Origin of the sequence: Pandoraea sp. SD6-2 (assembly GCF_000389825.1) — a bacterium.
Classification (GTDB): Bacteria; Pseudomonadota; Gammaproteobacteria; order Burkholderiales; family Burkholderiaceae; genus Pandoraea; species Pandoraea communis.
In genome coordinates, this window is the sequence record NZ_KB944455.1 from 74,641 (window position 1) to 96,977 (window position 22,337).

Genomic DNA, 22,337 nt, shown 5'->3' on the forward strand with positions numbered 1-22,337 from the left:
GGCGGGGATCCGGCGCAAGCCGGTCGCGAGGATGCGCCGCAGGCGACACCTGCGGCACCCGCACCCGATACGCTTCCTCGCTGACTCCGTCGATATCGCTCAACATGACAACAAGCGGCATGATTACCCTCAAACTTGATCTCGGCGAGCGCGCCTATCCCATTCACATCGGTACCGACCTGCTCACGCAGGAAGCCCTGTTCGCGCCGCATGTGCGTGGCACGCACGCCGTGATCGTGACAAACACGACCGTTGCCCCGCTTTACGCGGAACGTGTCGCGGCAACGCTGCAGCGACTCGGGAAACGCGTGGTCACCGCTGTGCTACCCGATGGAGAAGCACACAAGAACTGGCAGACGCTCAATCTGATTTTCGATGCACTGCTGGGCGCGCAGGCGGACCGCAAGGCCACGCTCATCGCGCTGGGCGGCGGTGTCGTCGGCGACATGACGGGGTTTGCTGCCGCCTGCTACATGCGGGGGGTTCCCTTCGTGCAAGTGCCGACAACGTTGCTCGCGCAGGTAGATTCGTCCGTCGGCGGCAAGACGGGCATCAACCATCCGCTCGGCAAAAACATGATCGGGGCGTTTTGGCAGCCGAGTGCGGTACTCGCCGACATTGGGACGTTGTCCACGCTGCCTGAGCGTGAGTTGGCAGCCGGGATGGCAGAAGTCATCAAGCACGGCGCGATTGCCGATGAGAAATACTTCGACTGGATCGAAGCGAATATCGATGCATTGAATGCCCGCGATACGGCGGCGCTCTCCTATGCGGTGCAGCGTTCCTGCGAGATCAAGGCACAAGTCGTCGCCAGCGACGAACGTGAACAAGGCCTGCGTGCCACGCTGAATTTCGGCCACACGTTCGGTCATGCGATCGAAGCCGGGCTTGGCTACGGCGAATGGTTGCATGGCGAAGCCGTGGGATGCGGTATGGTGATGGCTGCCGATCTGTCGGCGCGGTTGGGCTTCATCGACGAAGCCCTCGTGTCGCGTATCAAGGCGCTGGTCACGGCGGCCAGGCTGCCGGTGAAGGGGCCGGACCTCGGGGAAGATCGCTATATCGATCTGATGCGGGTCGACAAGAAGGCGGAAGGCGGGGACATCCGCTTCGTGCTGCTTAACCGGCTGGGGCAGGCGTTCATGACGAGCGTTCCCGACGCCGAACTTCGCGCTACCTTGCGCGCCAACACTTGAGGACGGAGGGCTGGCGATGATCGATTACGAAGCGTCGCTTGCCCCTTACGCGGCGCGCTCCAGCGCGTCACGCGGGCGGCGGTTCAAGGAACCGGTATCCACGACGCGCACGGATTTTCAGCGCGACCGCGACCGCATCATTCATTCGACCGCATTTCGCCGGCTCGAATACAAGACGCAAGTCTTTGTGAATCACGAGGGCGATCTGTTCCGTACGCGTCTGACGCACAGTCTGGAAGTCGCGCAGATTGGCCGGTCGATCGCGAGGAATCTGCGTGTCAACGAAGATCTCATCGAGGCGATTGCGTTGGCGCATGACCTGGGGCACACCCCCTTCGGCCACGCCGGACAGGACGCGCTCAACGCCTGCATGCAGGACCACGGCGGGTTCGAGCACAATTTGCAAAGCCTGATCGTTGTCGACGAACTCGAGGAGCATTACGGCGGCTTTAACGGTCTGAACCTCTGTTTCGAGACCCGCGAAGGCATTCTCAAGCATTGCTCTCGCGCCAATGCGAGAGGCTTGGGCGAGCTTGGCGAACGTTTCCTCAAGGGACGCCAGCCCGGCATCGAGGCGCAGATTGCCAATCTCGCCGACGAGATCGCGTACAACAATCACGATATCGACGACGGCGTGCGCTCAGGTTTGCTGTCGCTCGATCAGCTTGACGACGTACCGCTCTGGAAGCGTTACTGCGCCGAAGCACGGTTGGCATGGCCGGAAATTTCCGGCCGGCGGCTGGTGCATGAAACAACGCGACGGATCATCAACGCATTGATCGTCGACCTGATTACGACCACTCGCCAACGCGTCGCGGACGCTTCGCCGTCCTCGATGGATGACGTGCGCGGCGCCGGGCCGCTGGTGGCTTTCAGCAGCGAGATGCGCGAGCAGGCAGGACACCTCAAGCGGTTCCTGTTCGATAACCTGTATCGGCACTACCTTGTCATGCGCATGGCCGCGAAAGCGCAGCGCATCGTTCAGGAGCTGTTCGATGCTTTCCTTGCCGATCCCCGCTTGCTGCCACCGAATTACCGCGCCGGGAATGCCGAGGATCAGCCGCGCTGGATCGCGCACTACGTCGCTGGAATGACGGATCGTTACGCCATCAAGGAATATCGCAGGCTCTTCACGATCGAGCCGACGCTTTGAGGCTCGGGTGAGGGAATAAAACGAAGCAGCCGGCATTTGCCGGCTGCTTTCATTCTGGCCGTGCCGACGAGAACCTGGATCGTTTCGTCAGACGGAAAACCCGGACGTGTGCAACGCCTTGCCGGGAACGATTAGCTGCGTCCCGCGATGAAACCGAGTACCAGTGCCACGGCGGCCACGGTGCCCACGGTCTGCCACGGGCGTTCGTGCACGTAGCCGTCGGCTTCCTCCCAGACTTCGTTGGCGCGGCGGCGCAGGTTGGCACGCGCATCGCCGAAGTCGCTGCGCGCCTGCCGGAGTTTGTCGCCGATTTCGGCGCGCAGGGCCTCAACGTCCGATGCCGACTTGGCGTTGGAGAGGGCGTGGTCAAGATCGTCCAGCAGATCGCGCACACGCGCCGCCACATCGCCGTTTGCCAGACGCGCTGCGCGCGCCGCACGCCGGCCGGCATAGCGCGCATCTTCCAGACCGCTATTGAGTGCCGTTTCCGCTTTCGAGGCAATTCCCATTTTCAGACTCCCAAAAGGTGATATTGAAATGCGGCGTTCGATGCACCCTGGTTGGGTCGACGCCGGTGGAACCCTGAGGCGAACGGCCATTATGGCGCGGCAGTTCGCGTGCGTACACCTTCAGAGAGTGGAGGAAGAAAGAAAGTTGCGGCGCGTTTGCTGAAGATCGTGTGAGAAGACGCCTACGTTGCTGCCAGAAACGAAAAAACGCCGCGCGATGCGGCGTTTTTGGAACCACTCGACGCGTCTTTCGATGCGTCGAGGCTGGTTAGAAGCGATAACCCAGCGACAGGAACGTCACCACCGGGTTCAGTCGGACCTTGGCTTCGCTGGTCGTCGTGATCGGACCGCGAGTCGTGGTCAGCTTGGCCGTCGTGCTGACCGGGATGTACGACACGGAGAAAGCCAGCGTCCAGTGCTTGTCCATGTTGTAGTTGATACCGGCGTTGAAGACCGGGGCCCAGGAATTGGTCAGACTTGCCGTCGTGTTGCCGCCGGGGCCGAGGGTTAGCGCATTGCTGGCCAGCGACTGGAAGCCCGGCGTGAGTTCGATGTTCGAGTAGAAGAAGTAGCTGGCCCCGATACCCAGGAACGGACGCCACGTGTCGTTTGCCTGGCCGAAGTAGTACTTCAGCAACAGCGCGGGGCTCCATTGTTTGGCCGAGGCGAGCGCGCCCCCACCCGGCAATGCGAGGCTACCCTGACCGTACAGGCGGAACTTCGGCGGAACACCAACCACGGCTTCCACAGCGATGTTGTCGGTGAAGAAGTGGGCGAACGTGATGCCCACCGTGTCGGCGTCGTCCACCTGCGCGCCGGTGTTGCCCAGGCGGCTGTTCAACGCATTGGCCAGGCCGGGCACGCTCGATCCCGTTACATTCAGCGGGTTACTCGAAACCTGCGGCGAGAGATGGAACCAGCCAAGGTTGATAACGTTATCGCCAGCTTGCTGTGCGAAGGTGGCCCCCGATGCCGTCAGCATGGCTGCGGCAGCAATTGTCAAATGCTTCAACTTCATCGATTCGTCTCCTGCTCAAGATTCTTTATTGTTGAGAATTTCGTTAAATGAAATTCAGGGCCATTATGCCGACCGTGCAAAATGCCGGATAGCAAGAGTCTGGAGGCTGCGCTCTAAAGGTGTTGTTTCCGCGCATCGACTCATGGAATGCCCCTAGAAAAAAGCGCTGGACGAGAGAAAAGCGTGCCCTTATATGTCAGGCACGCTTTTGGGAATTCACTGCGGAGTCCGACATGCCGGACGCATTTTACGTCCCGCACACTGAGTTTAGAACTTGTAGCCGAGCGATACGAAGGTCACAATCGGATTCAGCTTGATTTCGGCGTCCGAGGACGAGAGAACCGTTCCGTCCTGCGCTTTGATCTTGATGTTCGCGGTGGTCTTGAGCGGCAAGTAGGAGACCGATGCGCTAGCGACCCAGTGTTTGTCGAAGGAATAGGAAAGACCTGCGTTAAAAACCGGTTGCCACGACGCTGACGATTTCGCTTCCACGCTCGTTGGCCCGTTATGCCCGGAAGTGAATGCGAGCACGCTACCGAAATTCTGATTTAGCGCCGCTTCGAAATTCGGATTGAGACTGACGTTTGTGAAGAACGTATAGCTCACACCGACACCCAGAAAAGGGCGCAACGACGAGTTGGCTTGTCCGAAGTAATACTGCAGCACGAGCGCCGGACTCCATTGGCGAACGCTTTGCACAATCGGGTTGTTTTGCGCCGCACCTAGGTCGATACTCGTGAGCGCGCCGGCGATGCCCGGCGGTGCGATCACGCCCTGACCCGTGAGCTTGAATTTGGCGGGAACACCGGCCACTGTCTGCAAGGCGATGTTGTCGGTGAAGAAGTGGGTAATGACAAGCCCGAGCGTATCGGCGTTGCTGACCTTCGCGCCGCTGCCGGGGGAAGTGAAGTTCGACGGCACCAGGGCAGGTGTGAGACCCTCCTGAGTGACGCTGGTGGTCATCGGCTTGCTGGAGTCTTGCGGGGCGATGTGAAACCATCCGAGGTTGACGACGTTGTCGCCGGCTTGTTGTGCAATGGCGCTGGTGGACGCCAGGGAAATGCCGAGTCCGAGCGCGCAAAGGCGCGCCGCGAACCGATAGGTTCGAATTGTCATTTGTCTATCCTCCCAAGATTATTTATTTATTTTTTGATGCATTATGCGCTTGGGATTTCATGGCGCAATCGCCGGATCTAGAGCTTTTGCACGAATTAACGGGGTTTGGCTGGATATCAGTATTTAAAGAGATTTTTCGAGATAAAACTCTCTCGTGAATCGTGATGTCGAGCTTTAAAGCATTACATTTAAACAAGCATGGCCCGATTACCGAGACTTTTCATTCCGCGCCAACCGCAGCATGTCATTCTGCGCGGCAATAACCGGCAAGCCATCTTCGTGGACGACGAAGACCGGCGCGTATTCCACGACCGGCTGCGCGACGCTGCACGCGCCAACGGATTGGCGATTCACGCGTGGTGCATGATGCCGAACCATCTGCATCTGGTCGCCACGCCGTCCGACGAGCGCAGTCTGCCTGCAACCTTGCAGGCGGTCGGCCGCTATTACGTGCTGTATTTCAACCGTCGCCACCACCGCACCGGCACCCTGTGGGAAGGCCGGTATCGCGCCACGGTGATCGAGGCCGAACACTATCTGTTGCTCGCGAGCCGTTATGTCGAACTCAATCCGGTGCGCGCAGGTCTGGTGGACGCCCCAGGTAATTACGTGTGGTCGAGTTACAACCATCACGTCGGCCTCACGGTCGACAGCCTGGTAACGGATCACGCGCTGTACTGGGCGCTCGGCAATACGCCGTTCGAACGTCAGCGCGCTTACGCAGAGGGGTTCTCGATTCCGCTGCCGCCGCATGAGATCGACGCACTGCGTACAGCAACGCAAAAAGGGTGGTTGCTCGGCGGCCCCGAGTATCAGGCGCGCATGTCGCTCGCCGCGAATCGCCGGGTGAGTCCGCTAACGCGTGGCCGCCCCCGGAAGCCGGTGTCCGATACCCTTTGATGCGCCTCCCGACAGACCGGCTCCGGTCTGTCATCCATATTCCAAGCACTTGAAATCACGGGTTTTTCGGCAGACCCTCATCGGACGAAATTAATCTGACCCCATTAAAAATGAGCCTTCTTTTGGTGCGGTTTTTAATTGGAATCTGACCCCATTAAAATATTTTGTCATTGTGAATTTCATGGCGTATATTCCAACTTCGGCCGATTGGTGCGATGCGCAAAAGCGTGCGCGCTGAGTCGGCCCCTGTGGCAACGCCCGAGAACGATCTTCGACGTGCGCGAATCCGCAGCCCTGGCCCGCCCGGCCAACCCCACTTAACCCGGTCGACCGCGACGAGCATGCGCGCGGCGACCTCGCCAAGAGACGGTGTAACTCGTGGAAATGAAACAACAACCGATTGCGACGGCAGCAGCGCTGCCGGGTGAGGCGTACTTGGCGCCGGACGCACAGGGCATGTACGACCCGGCCAACGAACACGATGCCTGCGGCGTGGGCTTCGTGGCGCACATCAAGGGCGTGAAAAGCCACGCTATCGTCGAGCAGGGCCTGAAGATTCTCGAGAACCTCGATCACCGGGGCGCCGTCGGTGCCGACCCGTTGATGGGGGACGGCGCCGGTATCCTGTTGCAGATTCCCGACCAGTTCTACCGTGAAGAAATGGCCCAACAGGGCGTGACCCTGCCGCCGGCCGGTGAATATGGCGTCGGCATGATCTTCCTGCCGAAGGAGCACGCGTCGCGTCTGGCTTGCGAACAGGAACTCGAGCGCACCGTGAAGGCTGAAGGGCAGGTCGTGCTGGGCTGGCGCGATGTCGCGATCGATCGCGACATGCCGATGTCGCCCAACGTGAAGGCCACCGAGCCGGTGATCCGCCAGATCTTCATCGGTCGCGGTCAGGACATCATGGTGACGGACGCCCTCGAGCGTAAGCTGTACGTCATCCGCAAAACGGCAAGCCACCGTATCCAGGCGCTCAAGCTCAAGCACGGCAAGGAATATTTCGTGCCGTCGATGTCGGCGCGCACTATCGTCTACAAGGGCCTGCTGCTGTGCGATCAGGTCGGCCGCTACTATCGCGATCTGGCCGATCCGCGCACCGTCTCGGCACTCGCTCTCGTTCACCAACGCTTCTCGACGAACACGTTCCCGGCCTGGGAACTGGCGCACCCGTACCGCATGGTCGCGCACAACGGTGAAATCAACACCGTGAAGGGCAACGTGAACTGGATCAACGCCCGCACGGGCGCGATCTCGTCGGCCGTGCTCGGCAGCGATCTGCAAAAGCTGTGGCCGCTGATCTATCCGGGCCAGTCGGACACCGCGTCGTTCGACAACTGCCTCGAAATGCTCACGATGGCCGGCTACCCGCTCGCCCACGCCGTGATGATGATGATCCCGGAAGCCTGGGAACAGCACACGCTGATGGACGAGAACCGCCGCGCGTTCTACGAATACCACGCCGCGATGATGGAGCCGTGGGACGGCCCCGCCGCCATCGCGTTCACCGATGGCCGTCAGATCGGCGCGACGCTCGACCGTAACGGCCTGCGTCCGGCGCGCTTCGTGATTACCGACGACGAGATGGTCATTCTGGCGTCGGAGTCGGGCGTGCTGCCGATACCCGAGTCGAAGATCGTCAAGAAGTGGCGTCTTCAGCCGGGCAAGATGTTCCTGATCGACATGGAACAGGGCCGCATCATCGACGACAAGGAACTGAAGGACAACCTCGCCAACGCGAAACCGTACAAGAGCTGGATCGACGCCGTGCGCATCAAGCTCGACGAGATCGAGCCGAAGGTCGAAGAGGCCGGTGTGCATCACGACACCGCCACGCCGCTGCTCGACTTGCAGCAGGCATTCGGCTACACGCAGGAAGAAGTGAAGCTGCTGATGACGCCGATGGCGATCAACGGCGAAGAAGCCGTGGGCTCGATGGGCAACGACAGCCCGCTCGCGGTCATGAGCAACAAGAACAAGACGCTCTATCACTACTTCCGTCAGCTCTTCGCGCAGGTGACGAACCCGCCGATCGACCCGATCCGCGAGAACATGGTGATGTCGCTGGTGTCGTTCATCGGCCCGAAGCCGAACCTGCTCGACACGAACAACATTAACCCGCCGATGCGTCTCGAAGTGTCGCAGCCGGTGCTGGACTTCAAGGAAATCGCGAAGATCCGCCACATCGACAAGTACACCGGCGGCAAATTCCGCTCGTACGAGTTGAACATCTGCTATCCGGTTGCGTGGGGCAAGGAAGGTATCGAGGCACGCCTCGCATCGCTGTGCGCCGAAGCCATCGACGCCGTGAAGTCGGGCTACAACATCCTGATCGTCTCGGACCGCCTGACGAACCGCGAACAAGTCGCGATCCCGGCGCTGCTCGCCACGTCCGCCGTGCACCAGCATCTGGTCACGCAGGGGCTGCGCACGAGCACGGGCCTGGTGGTCGAAACCGGGTCGGCGCGTGAAGTGCACCACTTCGCATTGCTCGCGGGCTACGGCGCGGAAGCCGTGCACCCGTACCTGGCGATGGAAACGCTTGCCCAGATCGCCCGCAAGCAAGGCGGCGATCTGACGCCGGAAAAGGCGATCAAGCACTTCGTGAAGGCCGTGGGCAAGGGCCTGCACAAGGTCATGTCGAAGATGGGCATCTCGACGTACATGTCGTACACGGGCGCGCAGATCTTCGAAGCCATCGGCCTGTCGCAGGAACTGGTCAGGAAGTATTTCCACGGCACGGCATCGAACGTTGGCGGGATCGGCATCTTCGAAGTGGCCGAGGAAGCCGTGCGTCTGCATCGCGACGCCTTCGGCGACAATCCGGTGCTGGCCAACATGCTCGACGCAGGCGGTGAATACGCGTTCCGCATTCGTGGCGAAGACCACATGTGGACGCCGGACGTCATTGCCAAGCTCCAGCACTCGACCCGTTCGAACTCGTACCAGACGTACAAGGAGTACGCGAATCTCATCAACGACCAGAGCAAGCGCCACATGACGCTGCGCGGTCTGTTCGAGTTCCGCGTCGATCCGCAGCGCGCGATCCCGCTCGATCAGGTGGAGTCGGCCAAGGACATCGTGAAGCGTTTCGCCACGGGCGCCATGTCGCTCGGTTCGATCTCGACCGAAGCGCACGCCACGCTGGCTGTCGCGATGAACCGTATCGGCGGCAAGTCGAACACGGGTGAGGGCGGTGAAGATCCGCGCCGCTATCGCAACGAGCTGAAGGGCATTCCGATCAAGAAGGGGGAATCGCTCGCGTCGATCGTGGGTCGCGATGTCATCGAGTCCGATATCGAGTTGCAGGATGGCGATTCGCTGCGCTCGCGCATCAAGCAGGTCGCGTCGGGCCGCTTCGGTGTGACGGCCGACTATCTGGTCTCGGCCGACCAGATTCAGATCAAGATGGCGCAGGGTGCGAAGCCGGGCGAAGGCGGTCAGTTGCCGGGTCACAAGGTGACGGAATATATCGGCAAGCTGCGCTACTCCGTGCCGGGCGTTGGCCTGATTTCGCCGCCGCCGCACCACGATATCTATTCGATTGAAGATCTGGCGCAGCTCATTCACGATCTGAAGAACGTGAACGCCTCGTCGTCGATCTCGGTGAAGCTCGTGTCCGAAGTGGGCGTGGGCACGGTTGCCGCCGGTGTCGCGAAGGCCAAGGCCGATCACGTGGTGATCGCCGGTCACGACGGTGGCACGGGCGCGTCGCCGCTGTCGTCGGTGAAGTATGCCGGCACGCCGTGGGAACTGGGTCTGGCGGAAACGCAACAGACGCTGGTGCTCAACCGCCTGCGCGGTCGTATCCGCGTGCAGGCCGACGGTCAGATGAAGACCGGCCGCGACGTAGTGATCGGTGCATTGCTCGGCGCAGACGAATTCGGCTTCGCGACGGCACCGCTCGTCGTCGAAGGCTGCATCATGATGCGCAAGTGCCACCTGAACACCTGCCCGGTGGGCGTGGCGACGCAAGACCCGGTGCTGCGCAAGAAATTCCAGGGCAAGCCGGAACATGTCGTCAACTACTTCTTCTTCGTGGCCGAGGAAGTGCGCGAAATCATGGCGCAACTGGGCATCTCGAAGTTCGACGACCTGATCGGCCGTGCCGACCTGCTCAACACCAAGTCGGGCGTGGAGCACTGGAAGGCGAAGGGGCTCGATTTCTCGCGCATCTTCTATCAGCCGGAAGTGGGCGCCGACGTGCCGCGTATGCACGTCGAATCGCAAGACCACGGCCTGACGGGGGCGCTCGATCATGCGCTCATCGAAAAGGCGCTGCCGGCGCTCGAGAAAGGCGAGCATGTCTCGTTCATCCAGCCGGTGCGTAACCGCAACCGTACGGTTGGCGCGATGCTCTCGGGCGAAGTGGCCAAGCGTTACGGCCACGACGGCCTGCCGGACGACACGATCCACGTGCAGCTCAAGGGCACGGCGGGTCAGAGCTTCGGTGCGTTCCTCGCGCGCGGCATTACGCTCGATCTGGTGGGTGACGGCAACGACTACGTGGGCAAGGGGCTGTCGGGCGGCCGCATCATCGTGCGTCCGACCAACGACTTCCGTGGCAACGCCGAAGACAACATCATCGTGGGCAATACCGTGATGATCGGCGCCATCGAAGGCGAAGCCTTCTTCAACGGTGTGGCCGGCGAACGCTTCTGCGTGCGCAACTCGGGCGCCACCGCAGTGGTGGAAGGCACGGGCGATCACGGTTGCGAGTACATGACCGGCGGTACGGTGGTCGTGCTGGGCGAGACCGGCCGTAACTTCTCGGCCGGTATGTCGGGCGGTGTGGCTTATGTGTACGACGCTGACGGTACGTTCACCGCGAAGTGCAACACGGCGATGGTCGCGCTGGATCCGGTGCTGCCGCACGCCGAGCAGGAGCGCACGGTGAGCCAGGGGCTGTGGCATCGCGGTCAGACCGACGAGGCGCAACTGCGCGAACTGATCGAGCGTCACTTCCAGTTCACGGGCTCCACGCGCGCGAAGGCGCTGCTCGAAGACTGGGACGGCGCGCGCCGCAAATTCGTGAAGGTGTTCCCGAACGAATACAAGCGAGCCTTGGGCGAAATGGCCAAGGCGGGCGACAAACAAGCACTGGCGGCCTGAAGCCGCTCGCGCGGCAACGCCACGGGGTGAGGGCCCCACGGCGTGCCGCGCGCGGGCGAGGCACGGTAACCACAAAACTTTCCGACTGAAGAAACATGGGCAAGGTCACAGGTTTTCTCGAATTCGAGCGCCAGAGCGAGTCGTACGAAGCACCGCTGGCACGCATGAAGCACTACAAGGAGTTCGTGCTCGCGCTCTCCGACGATCAGGCAAAAGTGCAGGGCGCACGCTGCATGGACTGCGGCATTCCCTTCTGCACCAACGGTTGCCCGGTCAACAACATCATTCCCGACTTCAACGATCTGGTGTATCGCCAGGACTGGAAGTCGGCCATCTCGGTGCTGCACTCGACGAACAACTTCCCGGAGTTCACGGGCCGTATCTGTCCGGCGCCGTGTGAAGCTGCGTGCACGCTGAACATCAACAGCGACGCCGTGGGCATCAAGTCCATCGAGCACGCAATCATCGACAAGGCGTGGACCGAAGGCTGGGTCGAGCCGCAGCCCGCAAAGCACAAGACCGGCAAGACGGTCGCTGTGGTCGGTTCGGGCCCGGCGGGTATGGCCGTGGCGCAGCAACTCGCGCGCGCCGGTCACGACGTCACCGTGTTCGAAAAGAACGATCGCGTGGGCGGGCTGCTGCGTTACGGCATCCCCGACTTCAAGCTGGAGAAGTGGCTGATCGACCGTCGCATGCGCCAGATGGAAGCCGAAGGCGTGACGTTCCGCACCGGGGTTTATGTCGGCCGCGATGCCCCCGATGCGCACATCAACAACTTTTCCAAAGAGACGATTACGCCGGATCAGTTGCAGGCGCAGTTCGACGCCGTGGTGATCGCGGGTGGCGCAGAGCAGCCGCGCGATCTGCCGGTGCCGGGCCGCGAGCTGGAAGGCATCCATTTCGCGATGGAATTCCTGCCGCAACAAAATAAGGTGAATGCGGGCGACAAGCTGGCGAACCAGTTGCTGGCCACGGGCAAGCGTGTGATCGTGATCGGCGGTGGCGACACCGGCTCCGATTGCGTGGGCACGTCGAACCGCCACGGCGCGAAAAGCGTGACGCAGTTCGAACTGCTGCCGCAGCCACCCGAGCACGAGAACAAGCCGATGGTGTGGCCGTACTGGCCGACCAAGCTGCGTACGTCGTCGAGCCACGAAGAGGGCTGCGAGCGTGACTGGTCGGTGGCGACGAAGCGCTTCGAAGGCAAGAACGGCAAGGTCGAGAAGCTGATCGCCGTGCGTCTCGAATGGAAGGACGGCAAGATGCTGGAAGTGCCGGGCTCGGAATTCGAACTCAAGGCCGATCTGGTGTTGCTCGCGATGGGCTTCGTCTCGCCGTTGCAGACCGTGCTCGACGCGTTCGGCGTCGACAAGGATGCACGCGGCAACGTGCGCGCCTCGACCGAAGGCGAGCGCGCCTACACGACGAACCTGCCGAAGGTCTTCGCCGCAGGCGACGTGCGCCGTGGTCAATCGCTGGTGGTGTGGGCGATTCGCGAAGGCCGTCAGTGCGCCCGCGCCGTTGACGAGTTCCTGATGGGACACTCGGAACTGCCGCGCTAAGCTTCAAAGCGTGCCCTTCGGGGTGCGCGCAGGTAATGCCTGCCAAAACCACAAATACGGGGTTGAGAGGAGGGGCGCAGAGGTAGGCATCTGCGTCACTGTGGAGAAACCGTCCGGACGGCAACGTCCGGGCGGTTTTTTCTTGCCCCTTCATCTCGCCTGCAAGGATCTGCGGCGCCGCTGATGGGATTGAGGAATCCGTCGGCCTCTAAATGTAAGATGTCATACGACAAAACATTTTCACCGCCAATTCATATATGGGAAAACGTTCCGCGCGTATGTAATCTTCAACTAACGCAAGGGTTATAGCGCCAAGCGACGGAGCCGCCGGAAGCCCTAGGGATTATCCGTAAACGGCGTATTCGACCATTGTCATCGTACATCTTCTGACGTAGGATGCCTCTCCATGCGAGCTCCGCGCTCGCGACAAGAATATTCACGGAGAGAGACAACCATCATGGCACTGAAGATCAAAGGCCTGCGCTGGTGGATGATCGGGCTGCTGACGCTTGGCACGGTCATGAACTACCTTGCGCGCAGTTCGCTTGCCGTTGCCGCCCCCACGGTAATGAAGGATCTCCACATTACGACTCAGCAATACGGCTGGATCACCGGCGCATTCCTCGTGTTGTATCCGATCGGCGCCCCGCTCACCGGCTACCTGATGGACCGCATCGGTCTGAGATTGGGCTTCCTGCTGTGCGGCGTGATGTGGTCGGTGGTGTGCATGCTGCACGGTCTGGCAGACGGCTGGATCGGTCTGTTCGTGCTGCGCGGATTGCTGGGGCTGGCCGAGGCGTCGTTCATTCCGGCCGGCATGCGCGCGGCGGCGTTCTGGTTCCCGTCGAAGGAGCGAGCGCTTGCCGCGGGCATCTTCAACATCGGTACGTCGGTAGGCGCGATTCTCGCGCCGCCGCTGATCGCCTGGTCGATCATGCGCTACAACTGGGAAACGGCGTTCGTGATCGCGGGCGGTCTCGGCCTCGTGTGGGGCGTGCTGTGGTACCTGTTCTACCGTCACCCGACCGATCATCCGGCACTCACGACGGCAGAGTCCGAGTACATCAATGAAGGGCATGCCGTCGACCTCGCTGCCGACGCGCGCAAACCGAACCCGCTTTCGATCCTGCGTCAGCGCAATTTCTGGGGCATCGCCCTGCCGCGCTTCTTCGCCGACCCGGTGTGGGGCACGATCGTGTTCTGGATGCCGCTATACCTCAATCAGGCGCGCGGTTTCGATCTGAAGACGATTGCCGCGACGGCATGGTTGCCGTTCGTGGCGGCGGACATCGGGTGCCTGATGGGCGGCACGATTTCCGTCTGGCTGAACAAGCATTTCAAAATCACGATTTTCAACGGCAAGCGGGTTGTGTTCACCGTCGGCGCCATCATCATGACGGCGATGTGCGGGGTGGGCTTCGTCGCAGATCCGATGATGGCGATCTTCCTGCTGTGTCTGGGCGGCTTTGCGCACCAGACGCTTTCGATCAGTGTGATTTCGATGTCGGCCGACCTGTTCCCGCGTAACGAAGTGGCGACGGTGACGGGCATGGCCGGATTGTCCGCGGGGATCGGCAACCTGCTTTTCACGCTGGTGATCGGCACCTTCGTGACGGTGGTGGGCTATGCCCCGTTCTTCGTGGCGCTGGGCCTGGGCGATCTGATCGGCGCGGTGATTTTGTGGACCGTGGTCAAGCCCGGCATCACGGGCACGGCCACGCCGTTGCCGGCCAGACGCGTCGACGTGGGCCGCACGGCCAATGCGTAGCGGACGGGGTGGCGGGGCAAGACTTCGCCGCATGACGATTTGACGTGCGTCGCGCTGCCCACCTCCCCTCGGGTATGCGGCGCGGCGTCGGCTTTGTTGTCGCAATGCATCGTGGCATGCATTGCGATCTACCGATGAACAAGGAGTGACATGAGCCAGACTTCCGGCAAACCCTTCCGTCGTCTGCTGCTGACCGGCGCGGCGGGCAATCTTGGCAAACAACTGCGTGGCAAGCTCGCAGAATGGGCAGACATCGTGCGCGTGAGCGACATCGTGCCGCTCACGGCCGAGGCGCCGCACGAAGAAGCCATGCAGGTCGACCTCGCCGATCGCGCCGCGGTGCACGCCTTGCTCGAAGGGGTGGATGCGCTGGTGCATCTGGGTGGCGTTTCCGTCGAAGCGCCTTTCGACGACATTCTGCAAGCCAACATCCTCGGCTTGTATAACGTCTACAGCGCGGCGCAGAAGCAGGGCGTGAAGCGCATCGTCTACGCCAGTTCGAATCACGCGGTCGGTTTCCATCCCGTGACGGAAGTGCTCGACGTCGACGCACCGCATCGCCCGGACGGCATGTATGGCATCTCGAAGTGTTTTGGCGAAGACCTGTCGCGCTACTACTTCGACCGCTTCGGTCTTGAGACCGTGTGTCTGCGCATCGGGTCGTCGTTCGAGCAGCCAAAGAACCCGCGCATGATGGTGACGTACCTGAGCTATCGCGATTTCGTCGAGCTCGTGCGTTGCTCGTTGTTCACGAACCGTGTGGGACATGCCATCGTCTACGGCGTGTCGAACAACCCCACACTGTGGGTCGACAACACGAAGGCTGCGTTCCTCGGCTTCCGTGCGCAAGACAGTTCCGCCGAATTCGCCGGTCTGTTCCCGCCCAAGGCCCCCGATCCGCAGATGGACGACTGGACGCAGCGCTTCCAGGGCGGCCCGTTCGTGTTGTTGGGGCCGATGGAGCCCAAGGCATGAGCGTGTCCATCGAACGACTCGAGCCGTCGCGAGATACACCGCATGCCGTGGGGGAAAGCCCGCTGTGGCGCGCGAACGAGCAAGCGCTCTACTGGGTAGACATCCCCGCGAAGCAATTGCATCGCGTGACGCCCGCCGACGGCGAGCATTGCCAATGGACCTTCCCGGAACAGATCGCGTGCTTCTCGTTCGACGCCTCGGGCACGTTGCTCGCGGGTTGCGAGACCGGGCTGTTCGCGGTGCGGCTGGGGACGCCCGGCATCATTGCGGCGTCCGAGTGGCAGCGGGTGGCCGCCCCTCCGTTTCCCGCGCCGGGCATGCGCTTCAACGACGGGCGCTGCGACCGTCAGGGCCGCTTCTGGGCGGGCACGATGGTGCAGGACATGTCGCTCGTGAGCGACGCGGGTTCGCTCTTTCGTTTCGATGCCGATGGGCACCTGTCCGCACCGCTCGTTGACGGTCTTGTCACGCAGAACGGTCTGGGCTTTTCGCCCGACAGCCGCACGATGTATCTTAGCGATTCGCATCCGACGCGCCGTCGCGTGTGGGCGTTCGACTTCGATGCGCAGAGCGGCGCGATCGGTGAGCGGCGTTTGTTCGTGGACATGAATCGATATCCGGGCCGCCCCGACGGCGCGGCCGTCGATGCCGATGGCGGCTACTGGACGTGTGCCAACGATGGCAGCCGTTTGTTGCGCTTCACGCCGGCGGGCGAGTTGGATCGAGAAATCGTGTTGCCGGTGTCGAAGCCCTCGATGTGCGCGTTCGGCGGGCGCGACTTCGATACGTTGTTCGTGACGTCGATTCGTCCGGGCGCGGGCGCCAACGAGCACGATGGCCACGTGTTTGCCGTGCGTTGCGGCGTGCAAGGATTGCCGGAAGTGCCTTATGCCGGATTGGCCGGCGCGTTTTCGGCGGCAGGTGTGTAGGCGGGGGTGTGTCGGTGGCGACGCCGCGCAAGCACATAAGCGGCGAGCACTGCGGAAGTGGTTCCGGGTTGGCTGGCTTACACGGATGGCCACCCGGTGAGGCGGCGGGACGTCGGATCGACGGTAGTCAGCGATCCGGCGTCCCGTTTTGCCATCGGCGGACCGATGGCGTTTCGTGGCATCGGCACGATCAGTGCGTGACGTCCGCCGTGACAAGCGACTTGCCGCGCGTCTCGGGCAGCAGCAGCGCGCACACGACCACGAGCAGGTAACCGCCGCCCGCCACCATGCCGATGGCCTTCACGAGCGAGCCGGTTTGCGCGAGCATGCCGACGGCGATGGGGAAGAACGAGCCGATGCCGCGTCCCAGGTTGTAGCAGAAACCTTGTCCGGAACCGCGAATGTGGTTCGGATACAGCTCCGTCAGATACGCGCCGATACCGGCGAAAATGCCTTGCACGACGATGCCGAGCGGGAAACCGAGCAGCAGCATCGCGCTGTCGGTGATCGGCAGCATCGTGTACGCCATGCCGAGCAGGAACGATGCGACGGCGAAGAAGACGAAGGCGCCGCGACGTCCGAGTTTGTCGGAGAGAATCGCACCGACGATGTAGCCCACGAACGAGCCGACGATCAGCACGATCAGATACGCGCTCGTGTTGAACACCGAGAGCCCGCGCACGGTCTTCAGATAGGTCGGCAGCCACGTGGTGATCGCGTAGTAGCCGCCAAGCATGCCGGAGCACAGCAAGCTGCCGAGGATCGTCGTCTTCAAATGCTCCGGGGCAAATATCTGCATGAAATTGCCGTGCAGTTTGCCCTCGGCGATCTTGCGGCGGGTCTGCGTGTAGATCTCCGGGTCCGACACGTTACGGCGCACGTACGTGATCCACAGCGCGGGCACGATACCGATCCAGAAGCACGCGCGCCACGCGGTGCCTTCGTCGAGCACGGCGAAGAAGAACCAGTACAGCAGCGCGGCGGCGGCCCAGCCGACCGACCAACTGCTTTGCACCGTGCCGACCGCCTTCGCGCGATGCTGTGGCGAGCGGATCATCTCGCCCATCATCATCGTGACGACAGTCCATTCCCCGCCGAAGCCGATGCCTTGCAACGTGCGCGTGATGAGCAACTGCCAGAACGAGTTCGTGAAGCCCGAGAGGAACGTGAACAGGCAAAACGTGGCGATCGTCCACTGAAGCACGCGCACGCGGCCGAAGCGATCCGCGAGAATGCCGGCGAGCCATCCGCCCACCGCCGACGAGATGAGCGAACTGGTCGCGATCATGCCCGCTTCGCCCTTCGTCATCCCCCACGCTGCGATGAGCGTGGGAATCAGAAAGGAATAGATCATGAAGTCGAACGCATCGACGGCGTAGCCGCCGAAGCCCGCATACAGGGCCTTGCGCTCCTTCGTGTTGAGTTCCTTGAACCAGGAAAAAAATGCCATGAAGACTCCTCGGTGGATCGTGTGCTTGTCGTTATGTGTGTGACGTGTGTTGTTTTTTGTACCCACGCGGGGTGACGTGCGACTCAGAGTGTCAGGCCCCCGTCGACGTGGATCACCTGTCCCGTGATCTGGCGCGCATGCGGGCCGAGCAGGAAAACGGCGAGCGCGGCGATATCGTCGGGCTCGCAGAGGCGGCCGGTGGGCGTGGCGTCGGCTGCGCGCTGCCATGCGGCGGGATCGATGGCCGAGTGCCCGCTGTCCTTGCGCGTGTAGCCGGGGGCAACGCAATTGATCGTCACGCCCGAGCTGGCGTATTCGGCGGCGGCGCTTTTGGCGAGCGCTTCGATGGCGGCTTTGGCGGCGGCCGTTGCGGGAAAGCCGGGCTGATTCGGTGCGAAGCGATGGGCGACGAACGAACTGACGGCGACCACACTGGCCTGCGGCGAGCGTTGCAGGTCGGGTAACGCGCTGCGCAGCAGCGCTGCAAACGCGCCGGGCATGGCCGCGAGCGTGAGTGCGAAGGCGTCGTCGTCTACGTCGGTCAAGCGCTGGCGCGTCGCGAAACCTGCGTTGCTCACGAGTTGATCGATCGGGCCGAAGGCGTCGTGCGCGGCGTCGATCAGACGCGCGGCGGCCGAGGTCTCAGCGAGATCGCCGAACCAGACGGCGCACTGCGCGCCAAGGCTCTCGCAGGTCTGACGCACTTCGGCGAGGCGCGCCTGACTCGCGTCTGACGCCCCGCGGGTATGCAGCAGCAGGCGTGTCTGCGTAGAAGCGAGCCGGCGGGCGATGGCCGCGCCGATGCCGGAAGCGGCGCCGGTCACGACGATAGTGCGTGCGGCGCGGTGATGAGACTGGCCGGATGAGGAAACAGGGGTGGTCACGATGAACCCGGGGCGAGCAAAGGGTGCTCGTGATTATGCCAAAGCCCTTGTGCGCCGGGACAGCCGTGTCAATATTATTTAGGAAGTGAATGAATTGGCGCGCATGCGTGCTAGGCGGCGCCGACCACCCGTGAGCGCTCGATGTCGTTGGTTGCATGCAGTGTCATGGTGTGCTGATGAAAGCGTCCGAGTGTCTCGCGATGCGCCACGCTGACCATCATGGTGCCGGGCAGATGCGCGTGCAGGGCTTCGTACACGGCCTCCTCGGTCTCCACGTCGAGTGCGCTGGTCGCTTCGTCGAGGAACAGGTAATCGGGTTTCTGAAGCAAGGCGCGTGCGGCGGCGATCCGCTGCTGTTCGCCGCCCGAGAGCCGCCGCGCCCAGTGCGCGACCGTTTGCAACGCGTCATTGTATTGGCCGAGATTGACGGCAGTCAGCGCCGCGCGGCACTCGGCGTCGCTGAACGTGTCGGGCGGCGAGGGGAACGCCAGCGCGGCCTTCAGCGTGTCGATGGGGAGATAGCTTTGCTGCGAGAGGAACAGTACGCGGGCGTTGGCGGGAACTTCGATGCGGCCGCTGCCGAAGGGCCACAGCCCGGCGAGTGCGCGCAGCATGGTGCTCTTGCCGCAGCCCGAGCGGCCGCGGATGAGCCACCGTGAGCCCGGCGTGAAGGCGAACGATCCGGCCACCGCGAGCGGTGCGCCGTTGGGAAGCGCGAGATGCAGATCGGTCGCCGCATACGCGGGGGACGTCGAACTGCTCGCCGTCACGATGGAGATCGCGCCCTCACGCGGCACCTGCGGCGGTTCGTCGATCACACGTGTGAATTCGCGCAGACGATTGACCGTCGCCTTCCAGTCGGCCAGGGTCGCGAAACTGTTCACGAACCACGAGAAGCCGTCGCTCACCTGCCCGAAGGCGTCGATGATCCGCATGAGCACGCCGAGCGTGAATGCGCCTGCGAAGTAACGCGGCGCGGCCGCCATGATCGGGAAGACGATGGCGATTTGCGCATAAATCGAGTTCGCGAAGATCAGGCGCTTCGTCACGACCATGATCTGCCACCAGTTGTCGCGCACGGCGCCGAAGGCCGCCTTCAGGCGCGACAACTCGGCGCCTTCGCCACGATAGAGGGCGACCTGCTCGGCCGACTCGCGCAGACGCACCAGCAGAAAACGAAAATCCGCTTCCACCTGCTGCTGCCGATAGCTCAGCCCGACGAGCGGGCGGCCGACCTTGAAGATGAAGTACGAACCCACGACGGCGTATAGCGCCGCGACCCAGACCATGTAGCCGGGAATCGTGATGTTCATGCCGCCCAGCGCGAACGACACCGCGCCCGAGATCGTCCACAGAATCGTGATGAACGAGAACAGCGAGACGAGTGTCGTCAGCAAATCGAGCGAGAGCGCCAGCGACGAACTCACGAGCGTGCGGATGTCTTCCGAAATACGTTGGTCGGGGTTGTCGGCGAGATGATCGCGTTCGATGCGGTAATACGCCTGATGGGCAAACCACTTCGCCAGGTTCGTATCCGTTACCCATTGCCGCCACCGGATTTCGAGCATCTGCCGGAAGTAGGTGCGGAACGTGGCGATGATGATGAAGCTGAAGGCGAGTATCGCGAACTCGGCGAGCGAAGACTTGAAGACGGGCCAGTCGCGCTTATCCAGGGCATCGTAGAAGCCGGCGTTCCACGCGTTCAGGCGCACGTTGATGAACACGACCGCAAGGTTGAGCACCACGACGAGGGCGAGCAACCGGCGTCCCTCCCAACGCTTCTCCGAGATCCAGTAAGGCCGTATCAATTGCCGGGCCGTGGGGTGCTTTGGTGGTTTGGGCGCGGGCGCGATAGGGTCGCCGGCCGGCGGCACGTCGGGAGATTGGGGAGGCTTCGGCGTGTGAACCATGATCGTCTGGCGGCGCTGCCGCAGTGGTGCAACGTGTTATGGGGGCGACGGCTCATTTGACCTCAGTTCCCGATGCTGCGTTGCACGAATTCCAGCCCGGGACTCGCGTCACGTCGACATTCAGTTTACGTGTCGTTACAAGACTCGGAAGATTCGTCAAAAAACGAGACGCAACGGGCGTGCAACCGGCCGGAAACCTAGCTTGCACGGGCGTCGGCATCTATGTTGTAATGACTGCGGGCGAAACAGGGGTGCTCCGTGGCGGACGCGGGTGTTGACCATGCGTAACGATGTCACGGGGCTGAGAGAGACCCTTTGCACCCGACCCGGGTAATACCGGCGTGGGAAGTTTCCGACTCCTCCAGTGGGGTAAGGTGTCCAACACCGTTTCGTCCTTTTGCTTTCATGAGGAAAGGACCCCATGCGCTGCCTTCCACAAATTCCTTCGTGTTCCCCTGAGTGCCTGCGCGCCGTGACGGCTTGCGCGGCAGTGCGCGTATGAGCGCATCCACTTCCCGTTCCGCTTCCCGTCCTGACGTCGCCATCCTTGGCGGCGGGCTGTCCGGCCGTCTTCTCGCCTGGCAACTGATCCGCGCCGGTGCGCGCGTGGCGCTGTTCGAGCGCGGCGACGCCGACGGGTCGTCTGCGGCCGGCTGGGTCGCGGCCGCCATGCTCGCGCCGCTGGCCGAGGCCGCCGTGGCCGAACCGAGCATCGTCGAGATGGGCGCGGCGGGCCTCGAGCGCTGGCCGTCGTTGATCGACGGCCTGCCTGAGCACGTCTTCTTCCAACGTAACGGCACGCTGGTCGTGTGGCATCAGCCCGACCGTGCCGAAGCTGTCATGTTCGACCGCCGCATGCGCGCGAATGCCCCGCCGGCATTGCTGCGCGGTGGTGTCGAGCGGGTGACGGGTGCGCAATTGAGCGAGGTCGAGCCCGCGCTTGCCGGGCGTTTTCAGGAGGGCTGGTTGCTGCCGAACGAGGGCCAGCTCGATAACCGTCAACTGCTGCGTGCGCTGGCGGCGGGGCTCGCCAAAGCCGGGGCGGAACTGCATTGGCATACGGAGATCGCCGAGGGGGCCTACCCCGACGCCGGTCTCGTCATCGATTGCCGCGGGCTGGGCGCGCGCGGTGTGCTCACGCGCCTGCGCGGCGTGCGTGGCGAAGTGGTGCGCATTCACGCGCCGGGTGTCGGATTACGCCGGCCGGTACGGTTGCTGCATCCGCGTTATCCGATCTACATCGCGCCCAAGGAAAACGATCTGTATGTGATCGGGGCGACCGAACTCGAGTCGGAAGACATGTCGCCGATGACCGTGCGCTCGGCGCTCGAACTGCTCTCGGCGGCGCATTCGCTGACCCCGGCGTTCGGCGAGGCGCGCATTATCGAATTGAATGTCAACTGCCGCCCCGCGCTGCCCGACCACCTGCCGCGCGTGCAGTGGGACGGTGCGCGGCTGCTGCGGGTGAACGGCTTGTACCGGCACGGCTATTTGCTGGCGCCGGCAGTCACGGGAGAAGCTTGCGCGCTGGCGCAGGCGTTGATGCAATCGACGGGCGGGCAAGTGGGCGTTGGCCATGCGTTCGACTGGGAGACGTGGCGAGCGAGCCGGCCGTGGCCGGACTTGTTCCGTCACGGATGAGAGGGAACTGTACGCGATGGACATCCATATCAATCAACAGACACTGAGCGTGGCCGAGACGGCGACGCTGGCCGAGGCGCTGGTCGCCTACGGCGCCAAGCCGCCGTTCGCCGCGGCGATCAACGGGCAATTCGTACCCAAGACGCAATACGCCGCGCGTTCGCTCGCGCAGGGCGACAAGATCGATGTCGTGCAACCGGTGGCCGGAGGCTGA

General features: G+C 62.7%; 16 protein-coding genes and 1 riboswitch. Of the genes, 10 read left to right on the forward strand and 6 right to left on the reverse strand.

Annotation, left to right across the window (positions count from 1 at the left end; translation table 11 throughout):
- The first annotated feature begins 119 nt into the window (after positions 1 to 119).
- Positions 120 to 1,196: a 3-dehydroquinate synthase gene (gene aroB, locus C266_RS21810; RefSeq protein ID WP_010808145.1), complete on the forward strand. Its 1,077-nt coding sequence runs from the start codon at positions 120 to 122 to the stop codon at positions 1,194 to 1,196.
- Positions 1,197 to 1,212: 16 nt separating this feature from the next.
- Positions 1,213 to 2,349 (forward strand): deoxyguanosinetriphosphate triphosphohydrolase, encoded by a 1,137-nt coding sequence (locus tag C266_RS21815; RefSeq protein WP_010808146.1) that lies wholly within the window; start codon positions 1,213 to 1,215, stop codon positions 2,347 to 2,349.
- Positions 2,350 to 2,480: 131 nt separating this feature from the next.
- Here C266_RS21815 and C266_RS21820 read toward each other — a convergent pair whose 3' ends face one another.
- From C266_RS21820 to C266_RS21830, 3 genes are all read right to left on the reverse strand, one after another.
- Positions 2,481 to 2,858 (reverse strand): YqjD family protein, encoded by a 378-nt coding sequence (locus C266_RS21820; protein ID WP_010808147.1) that lies wholly within the window; start codon positions 2,856 to 2,858, stop codon positions 2,481 to 2,483.
- A 268-nt stretch (positions 2,859 to 3,126) separates the two neighbouring features.
- The gene (locus C266_RS21825; RefSeq protein ID WP_010808148.1) at positions 3,127 to 3,876 is read right to left on the reverse strand and encodes an OmpW family protein; all 750 of its coding nucleotides are present in this window, start codon (positions 3,874 to 3,876) and stop codon (positions 3,127 to 3,129) included.
- Between the two features lie 267 nt (positions 3,877 to 4,143).
- Positions 4,144 to 4,992, reverse strand: coding sequence for an OmpW family protein (locus tag C266_RS21830; protein WP_010808149.1), 849 nt, complete (start codon positions 4,990 to 4,992; stop codon positions 4,144 to 4,146).
- 198 nt (positions 4,993 to 5,190) lie between these two features.
- Between C266_RS21830 and C266_RS21835 the strand changes: the two genes are divergently transcribed.
- The 6 genes from C266_RS21835 (at position 5,191) to C266_RS21860 (ending at position 16,238) form a co-directional block, all read left to right on the forward strand.
- Complete coding sequence (locus C266_RS21835; protein ID WP_010808150.1) at positions 5,191 to 5,892, forward strand: transposase; 702 nt, start codon at positions 5,191 to 5,193, stop codon at positions 5,890 to 5,892.
- Positions 5,893 to 6,270: 378 nt separating this feature from the next.
- On the forward strand, positions 6,271 to 11,004 hold the full coding sequence (locus C266_RS21840) for a glutamate synthase-related protein (protein ID WP_370855844.1): 4,734 nt from the start codon (positions 6,271 to 6,273) through the stop codon (positions 11,002 to 11,004).
- Positions 11,005 to 11,099: 95 nt separating this feature from the next.
- Positions 11,100 to 12,566, forward strand: coding sequence for a glutamate synthase subunit beta (locus tag C266_RS21845; protein ID WP_010808152.1), 1,467 nt, complete (start codon positions 11,100 to 11,102; stop codon positions 12,564 to 12,566).
- A gap of 457 nt (positions 12,567 to 13,023) precedes the next feature.
- Positions 13,024 to 14,334 carry an MFS transporter gene (locus tag C266_RS21850; protein WP_010808153.1) on the forward strand — a complete coding sequence of 437 codons (1,311 nt, stop codon included), beginning with the start codon at positions 13,024 to 13,026 and terminating at the stop codon, positions 14,332 to 14,334.
- 150 nt (positions 14,335 to 14,484) lie between these two features.
- Positions 14,485 to 15,309 (forward strand): NAD(P)-dependent oxidoreductase, encoded by an 825-nt coding sequence (locus tag C266_RS21855; RefSeq protein WP_010808154.1) that lies wholly within the window; start codon positions 14,485 to 14,487, stop codon positions 15,307 to 15,309.
- Complete coding sequence (locus tag C266_RS21860; RefSeq protein WP_010808155.1) at positions 15,306 to 16,238, forward strand: SMP-30/gluconolactonase/LRE family protein; 933 nt, start codon at positions 15,306 to 15,308, stop codon at positions 16,236 to 16,238. The genes C266_RS21855 and C266_RS21860 overlap by 4 nt, the downstream gene beginning before the upstream one ends.
- Before the next feature lie 190 nt (positions 16,239 to 16,428).
- Here C266_RS21860 and C266_RS21865 read toward each other — a convergent pair whose 3' ends face one another.
- The 3 genes from C266_RS21865 to C266_RS21875 all read right to left on the reverse strand — a co-directional run bounded on the left by C266_RS21865 (position 16,429) and on the right by C266_RS21875 (position 20,482).
- Complete coding sequence (locus tag C266_RS21865) at positions 16,429 to 17,688, reverse strand: MFS transporter (protein WP_010808156.1); 1,260 nt, start codon at positions 17,686 to 17,688, stop codon at positions 16,429 to 16,431.
- A gap of 83 nt (positions 17,689 to 17,771) precedes the next feature.
- Positions 17,772 to 18,572: an SDR family NAD(P)-dependent oxidoreductase gene (locus C266_RS21870; RefSeq protein ID WP_036664049.1), complete on the reverse strand. Its 801-nt coding sequence runs from the start codon at positions 18,570 to 18,572 to the stop codon at positions 17,772 to 17,774.
- A gap of 110 nt (positions 18,573 to 18,682) precedes the next feature.
- Complete coding sequence (locus C266_RS21875) at positions 18,683 to 20,482, reverse strand: ABC transporter ATP-binding protein/permease (RefSeq protein ID WP_081636376.1); 1,800 nt, start codon at positions 20,480 to 20,482, stop codon at positions 18,683 to 18,685.
- A 237-nt stretch (positions 20,483 to 20,719) separates the two neighbouring features.
- A riboswitch (TPP riboswitch) is annotated at positions 20,720 to 20,847 on the forward strand.
- Positions 20,848 to 20,980: 133 nt separating this feature from the next.
- Here C266_RS21875 and C266_RS21880 point away from each other — a divergent pair.
- Together C266_RS21880 and thiS are read left to right on the forward strand one after the other, a co-directional pair.
- On the forward strand, positions 20,981 to 22,123 hold the full coding sequence (locus tag C266_RS21880; protein ID WP_010808159.1) for an FAD-dependent oxidoreductase: 1,143 nt from the start codon (positions 20,981 to 20,983) through the stop codon (positions 22,121 to 22,123).
- 16 nt (positions 22,124 to 22,139) lie between these two features.
- The gene (thiS, locus tag C266_RS21885; RefSeq protein WP_010808160.1) at positions 22,140 to 22,337 is read left to right on the forward strand and encodes a sulfur carrier protein ThiS; all 198 of its coding nucleotides are present in this window, start codon (positions 22,140 to 22,142) and stop codon (positions 22,335 to 22,337) included.